General features: G+C 68.3%; 6 protein-coding genes. 3 read left to right on the forward strand and 3 right to left on the reverse strand.

Annotated elements, in window-relative coordinates:
* Nucleotides 1–49: 49 nt before the first annotated feature.
* Nucleotides 50–520: a RidA family protein gene (locus AB0C82_RS30650; RefSeq protein WP_362848276.1), complete on the reverse strand. Its 471-nt coding sequence runs from the start codon at nt 518–520 to the stop codon at nt 50–52.
* Nucleotides 520–678 (reverse strand): DUF4177 domain-containing protein, encoded by a 159-nt coding sequence (locus AB0C82_RS30655; RefSeq protein WP_362848279.1) that lies wholly within the window; start codon nt 676–678, stop codon nt 520–522. Before AB0C82_RS30655 ends, AB0C82_RS30650 begins: the two co-directional genes overlap by 1 nt.
* A 71-nt stretch (nt 679–749) precedes the next feature.
* On the opposite strand from AB0C82_RS30655, the gene AB0C82_RS30660 reads away from it, so the two are divergent.
* Nucleotides 750–1,724 carry an ArsA-related P-loop ATPase gene (locus AB0C82_RS30660; protein WP_362848282.1) on the forward strand — a complete coding sequence of 325 codons (975 nt, stop codon included), beginning with the start codon at nt 750–752 and terminating at the stop codon, nt 1,722–1,724.
* Nucleotides 1,721–3,088 (forward strand): ArsA family ATPase, encoded by a 1,368-nt coding sequence (locus tag AB0C82_RS30665; protein WP_362848284.1) that lies wholly within the window; start codon nt 1,721–1,723, stop codon nt 3,086–3,088. The genes AB0C82_RS30660 and AB0C82_RS30665 overlap by 4 nt, the downstream gene beginning before the upstream one ends.
* 48 nt (nt 3,089–3,136) lie before the next feature.
* Here the strand turns inward: AB0C82_RS30665 and AB0C82_RS30670 are convergent, their stop codons facing one another.
* Nucleotides 3,137–3,487: a WhiB family transcriptional regulator gene (locus AB0C82_RS30670; protein ID WP_362848593.1), complete on the reverse strand. Its 351-nt coding sequence runs from the start codon at nt 3,485–3,487 to the stop codon at nt 3,137–3,139.
* Between the two features lie 620 nt (nt 3,488–4,107).
* Between AB0C82_RS30670 and AB0C82_RS30675 the strand changes: the two genes are divergently transcribed.
* Nucleotides 4,108–6,345 (forward strand): transglycosylase domain-containing protein, encoded by a 2,238-nt coding sequence (locus AB0C82_RS30675; protein WP_362848287.1) that lies wholly within the window; start codon nt 4,108–4,110, stop codon nt 6,343–6,345.
* The last annotated feature ends 142 nt before the right edge of the window (nt 6,346–6,487 follow it).

Consider the following 6,487-nt stretch of genomic DNA (forward strand, 5'->3'; position numbering starts at 1 on the left):
CGCCCGGTCACGGGGACCGGACGGGATCACGTCGTACAGCGGGTACGGGTCAGGCCTCGACGAGCTCGACCTGGACCTCGATCTCCACCGGTGCGTCCAGCGGCAGCACCGCGACGCCCACGGCGCTGCGTGCGTGCACACCCTTGTCACCGAGGACGGCGCCCAGCAGCTCGCTCGCACCGTTGATCACGGCCGGCTGGCCGGTGAAGTCGGAGGCGGAGGCGACGAAGCCCACGACCTTCACGACCCGTGCGATCCGGTCCAGGTCACCCGCGACGGACTTCACGGCCGCCAGGGCGTTGAGCGCGCACGTCCTGGCGAGCTCCTTCGCCTCGTCGGGCGTGACCTCGGCGCCGACCTTGCCGGTCACGGCGAGCTTGCCCTCCACCATCGGCAGCTGCCCGGAGGTGTAGACGTACACCCCGGACTGCACGGCGGGCTGGTACGAGGCGAGCGGCGGGACGACGTCCGGGAGCGTCAGGCCCAGCTCGGCGAGGCGTGCTTCGACGACGCCCGCCACTACGGCTTCTCCCGCTTCAGGTACGCCACGAGCTGCTCGGGGTTGTTCGGGCCGGGCACGACCTGGACGAGCTCCCAGCCGTCCTCGCCCCAGTTGTCCAGAATCTGCTTGGTCGCGTGCACGAGAAGGGGCACGGTCGCGTATTCCCACTTGGTCATAGCGCCGACTGTAATGCCTGGCACGTGCGGTCTCGTGCGTAGCCCGGGGCACGACTGGTTAGGCTCCAGGAGTGAGCAGGTTCCAGGTCGTCAGCGGCAAGGGCGGTACCGGTAAGACCACGGTCGCCGCCGCCCTCGCGCTCGCCCTCGCGGCCGAGGGCAAGCGCACCCTCCTCGTCGAGGTCGAGGGCAGACAGGGCATCGCCCAGCTCTTCGAATCGGAGGCCCTTCCTTACGAGGAGCGCAAGATCGCCGTCGCGCCAGGCGGCGGGGAGGTGCATGCCCTGGCGATCGACGCCGAGCGGGCCCTCCTGGACTACCTCCAGATGTTCTACAAACTGGGCAGCGCCGGCCGGGCGCTCAAGAAGCTCGGCGCGATCGACTTCGCCACCACCATCGCACCGGGGGTCCGGGACGTCCTGCTGACCGGGAAGGCGTGCGAAGCCGTGCGCCGCAAGGACAAACAGGGACGTTTCATCTACGACCACGTGGTCATGGACGCGCCTCCCACCGGCCGCATCACGCGCTTCCTCAACGTGAACGACGAGGTGGCCGGGCTGGCCCGGATAGGGCCGATACACAATCAGGCGCAGGCCGTGATGCGGGTCCTGAAGTCCCCGGAGACGGCGGTCCACCTCGTGACGCTGCTGGAGGAGATGCCGGTCCAGGAGACCGCGGACGGCATCGCCGAGCTCCGCGCCGCCGAGCTGCCGGTGGGCCGGGTCATCGTGAACATGGTGCGCCCGCACCTGCTGGACGAGGACGCGCTGCGGACCGCGTCGGGAGCCCGCCGCAAGGAGATCGCGAAGACGCTGACCCGGGCCGGTGTGACCGGGTCGGCGGCGCTCGTACGGCCCCTGGTCGAGCAGGCGGCCGAGCACGCGCAGCGGGTCTCGCTGGAGCGCGAGCAGCGCACCGTGCTGGCCGGCCTGGAGCTGCCCATGGCCGAACTCCCGCTGCTCGGCGAGGGGGTGGATCTCCCCGCCCTGTACGACCTGGCGACGGAGCTCCGTAAACAGGGCATAGGGGAAGAGGAGGGCTCATGACGCCGGGTTCGGACGTCGCGCCGGGGCTGGACACGGACGCGCTGCTGGACGATCCGGAGATCCGGATCATCGTCTGCTGCGGATCGGGCGGAGTGGGCAAGACCACGACCGCCGCGGCGCTCGGCGTACGGGCCGCGGAGCGCGGGCGCAAGGCGGTGGTCCTCACCATCGACCCCGCCCGCCGGCTCGCCCAGTCCATGGGGATCGACCAGCTGGACAACGTCCCTCGCCGGGTCGAGGACATCGACGGCGAGGGCGGCGGTGAACTGCACGCCATGATGCTCGACATGAAGCGGACCTTCGACGAGACCGTCGAGGCGCACACCGATGCCGCCCGGGCCCGCGCGATCCTGGAGAACCCCTTCTACCAGTCCCTGTCGGCCGGTTTCGCGGGCACGCAGGAGTACATGGCGATGGAGAAGCTGGGGCAGCTGCGGGCGCGCGACGAGTGGGACCTGATCATCGTCGACACCCCTCCCTCGCGTTCCGCGCTGGACTTCCTCGACGCGCCCAAGCGGCTGGGGTCGTTCCTGGACGGCAAGTTCATCCGGCTGCTGGTGGCTCCGGCGAAGATCGGCGGCCGGGCGGGGATGAAGTTCCTCAATGTCGGCATGTCGATGATGACGGGGACCCTCGGGAAGCTGCTCGGCGGTCAGTTCCTCCGGGACGTACAGACCTTCGTCACCGCGATGGACTCGATGTTCGGTGGGTTCCGCACCCGGGCGGACGCCACGTACAAACTGCTTCAGGCGCCCGGCACGGCTTTCCTCGTCGTCGCCACGCCGGAGCGGGACGCGCTGCGCGAGGCCGCGTACTTCGTGGAGCGACTGGCCGCGGAGGAGATGCCCCTGGCCGGTCTGGTGCTCAACCGGGTGCACGGCAGCGAGGCTTCCCGGCTGACCGCCGAGCGTGCGCTGGCCGCTGCGGAAAATCTTGAAGACAGCGGCATTGTGGATCAGTCGACCGGGCAGGCTGCCCTCAGTGACCCGGCGGACCCGAAGGGCGCCTCTCCCGAAGCCCGCGACACACCGCTGCCCCCGGACGACCACGACAAGCCGCACGCACCCCACGCGTCGCACGAGCCGCACGCGTCGCACACGCACGAGCCGGATGAACAGAACGAGCCGCACACGCCACATTCGGTCGAACAGCTGACCGCAGGTCTCCTGCGACTGCACGCCGAGCGTATGCAGGTGGTCGCGCGCGAAGAGCGCACACGCGACCGCTTCACCACGCTCCACCCCGAGGTCGCGGTCACGGAAGTGGCCGCACTGCCCGGCGATGTGCACGACCTCGCAGGTCTCCGAGCCATCGGAGACCGGCTCGCGGCCGGTTCCGTTTCCGCTCCGGCCGGAGCTGCGTAGGCCCTACGCGCCCGAACCCCACGCGGGGAACGGGCGGCTCATGCGCGCTCACCCCACGGCGGCGTACGTCTCATGCAGTACGTCGTCGTCCAGGTCGACCGCTGCGGGCAGGATGCCCGTCGACTGCTCGTACTCACTACGAGCGGTCTCCAGCAGGCGGCGCCAGGACGTGACGGTCGGTCGTCGGCGCAGCAGCGCGCGGCGCTCCCGTTCCGTCATTCCGCCCCACACGCCGAATTCGACGCGATTGTCCAGCGCATCCGCCAGGCACTCGGTCCGCACCGGACAACCGGTGCACACCGCCTTGGCTCTGTTCTGCGCTGCCCCTTGTACGAACAGTTCATCCGGATCGGTAGTGCGGCAGGCTGCCTGCGCACTCCAGTCGGTTACCCAGCCCATGCCGGCGCCGTCCTCTCCCGAATCGAGGCTCCCCCACGGCGGCGGCGGCATATTCACCGCCACCAGTTGAGGACGTTACGGAAGGCAGGGACGGCACAACACCCCCTTCGGGCCCAATCTTCGATGGCCCGAACGGACTATGCGTACGCGGCAGATCACCCAGAGGAGTGAGGTGAGGACATACGAGACCATCACCCTCAAATAGGGACAGTGCACCCAAGTCGCCGTGGGCATTCCGTGACACAAGAGGCGAATTCGGGAGCGCCTCGGGTCGCGAAGACGGTGCGTACGAAGATGGCTGGAACTGCACGGGGGGTTGAAACGAAACCGGACTGCTGTGACAGTTGAGAGCAGCTTAGGCCAACGCATATATGCCTGTCCGGCGAATGAGAACGTAGACACCTCACGTTGCCATGCCGTCAAGTTCAGGGGATGAGTCCTCGGTTCACGTCACGGAGAAAGAGACTCCGGTGCCACTCGGCGGCTGTGTGGTCAGGCTGCCGTCGCCTCGACGCCGCCTCGACGGCCGACTGCCTCCGGATGTCACGGTCTGGTACTCGAACGCTCCGAGAAGCACCCGCTCCTGCGGTTCGCTCATAACTTCGGATTAGGCTGCCCCCATGCCAAAGAAGCGCTCGGGCGGGGGTCTCACGACGACCCAGCAGGCCGCCAAGTTCCTCGGTGTCGCCGCACTATCCGGAGCTGTCCTGGCAGGTATCGCACTGCCGGCAGCCGGAGTGCTCGGCCTCGCGGCCAAGGGGACGGTCGAGGGATTCGACGAAATCCCTTCCAACCTCAAGACGCCACCGCTCAGTCAGCGCACCACGATCCTGGACAGCGGCGGCGGTCTCATCGCGACGGACTACTCCCGCGACCGGACCGTTGTCCCGCTCAAGGACATCTCCCCGTACATGCAGGACGCGATCATCGCGATCGAGGACTCACGCTTCTACGAGCACGGGGCCGTCGACCTCAAGGGCATCCTGCGGGCGATGAACCGCAACGTGCAGGCCGGCGGGGCGGCACAGGGTGCGTCGACCCTCACTCAGCAGTACGTGAAGAACGTCTTCGTCGAGGAGGCGGGCGACGACCAGGCGAAGGTCCTGGAGGCCACCCAGCAGACGCTGGGCCGCAAGGTCCGTGAGCTCAAGTTCGCGATCCAGGTCGAGGAAGAGCTCGGCAAGAAGAAGATCCTGGAGAACTACCTCAACATCACGTTCTTCGGTCAGCAGGCGTACGGCATCGAAGCCGCGTCGCAGCGCTACTTCTCCAAGCCGGCGAAGAACCTGAAGCTGCAGGAAGCGGCACTCCTGGCCGGCATCGTCCAGTCGCCGAGCCGCTACGACCCGGTCAACGACGTGCAGGAGGCGACCAAGCGTCGCAACGTCGTGCTGCAGCGCATGGCGGCCACGAAGAACATCACGCAGGCCGAGGCCGACAAGGCCATGGAGTCCCCGCTCGGCCTGAAGGTCAGCAAGCCCCGCAGCGGCTGCATCACCGCCGTCGAGGGCGCCGGCTTCTTCTGCAACTACGTCCGCAAGACCGTCCTGTCCGACCCGGCCTTCGGCAAGACGGAGGCCGAGCGGAAGAAGCTGTGGGACCTGGGCGGTCTGACGATCAAGACCACCCTCGACCCCAAGGCGCAGGCCGCGGCCAACGAGGCCGCCACCTCCCGCGTCAACAAGACCGACGGCGTCGCCGCCTCGGTCGTCCAGGTCCAGCCCGGCTCCGGCAAGATCCTCTCGATGGGTCAGTCACGGCCGTACGGGCTCGACGGGACGAAGAACGAGACGGTGATCAACCTCGCCGTCGGCAGCGCCATGGGCGGGACGACGTACGGCTTCCAGGTCGGCTCCACCTTCAAGCCCTTCACCGCGGCGGCTGCCCTGGAGAAGGGCATCAGCCCCACCACGGTCTACGACGACCCGTGGAAGATCATCATGGAGAAGAGCGACTACCGGGACTGTTCCGGCAGCCCGACCGGGTCGGACCAGTGGCCCGTGCAGAACGAGCTCGAGTCCGAGAAGGGGCCGTACGACCTGACCAGCGCGCTGGGCAAGTCCATCAACACCTACTTCGCGCGGCTGGAGCAGAAGGTCGGTCTCTGCGAGACCGTCACCATGGCGAAGAAGCTCGGGTACGAGGCGGGCAACGGCAGGAAGCTCGGCGAGGACCCCTCGGTCACCCTCGGGGTCGCGGAGAACACCCCGCTGGGCATGGCTACCGCCTACGCCGCGTTCGCCAACCGCGGTACGTACTGCACCCCCATCGCCATCGAGACGGTCACCACGCGGGCCGGCAAGCAACTGCCGGTGCCGAAGACCGCCTGTGACCGGGCGATGAGCGAGAACACCGCCGACATGATCAACCAGATGCTCAAGGGCGTCGTCGAGGACGGAACCGGCACCCAGGCCGGTCTCACCGACCGCGACAACGCGGGCAAGACGGGTACCACCGACGACCGCAAGGACGCCTGGTTCGTCGGCTACACCCCGAACCTGTCCACCGCGGTCTGGGTCGGCGACGACGTCGGCGAGAAGCGCGGGATGTTCAACATCACCATCGGCGGCCAGTACTACGACAAGGTCTGCGGTGGCTGTCTGCCCGGTCCCATCTGGCGGACGGCGATGACCGGAGCGCTGAACGCCTCCGAGACGCCCACCTTCAACCCGGTCTCCGTACCCCGGGCGAAGCCGAAGGAAGACAAGGACAAGAACAAGGGCCGCGACAAGGAGGGCGAGGACGGCGACGAGAAGCCGGGCCAGGACGACCCGTTCGGCGACATCACCTTCCCCGACCTCATCGGCGGCAACCAGGGCAGGACCGGCGGCCAGGACGGCGGCGCGAACGGCCCCTGACCGGGGGCCGCGGCCGTGACCTGGTGAGTACCTGAACGCAGTGGTGGGGCGTCCCGTACGGGACGCCTACCAGGTGGACGACTACGGCCGGATGACCGGTGCGCTGCTGGCCCGCGCCCACGCGCACAGCGCGGACCCCCGT

Source organism: Streptomyces sp. NPDC048560, from assembly GCF_040650955.1.
In the GTDB taxonomy this organism is placed as follows: domain Bacteria; phylum Actinomycetota; class Actinomycetes; order Streptomycetales; family Streptomycetaceae; genus Streptomyces.

Excerpts from the sequence above, each read along its gene's own strand:
- AB0C82_RS30670 (WP_362848593.1), bottom strand. The coding sequence starts at position 3,487 with ATGGGCTGGGTAACCGACTGGAGTGCGCAGGCAGCCTGCCGCACTACC.
- AB0C82_RS30675 (WP_362848287.1), top strand. The coding sequence starts at position 4,108 with ATGCCAAAGAAGCGCTCGGGCGGGGGTCTCACGACGACCCAGCAGGCC.
- AB0C82_RS30665 (WP_362848284.1), top strand. The coding sequence starts at position 1,721 with ATGACGCCGGGTTCGGACGTCGCGCCGGGGCTGGACACGGACGCGCTG.
- AB0C82_RS30655 (WP_362848279.1), bottom strand. The coding sequence starts at position 678 with ATGACCAAGTGGGAATACGCGACCGTGCCCCTTCTCGTGCACGCGACC.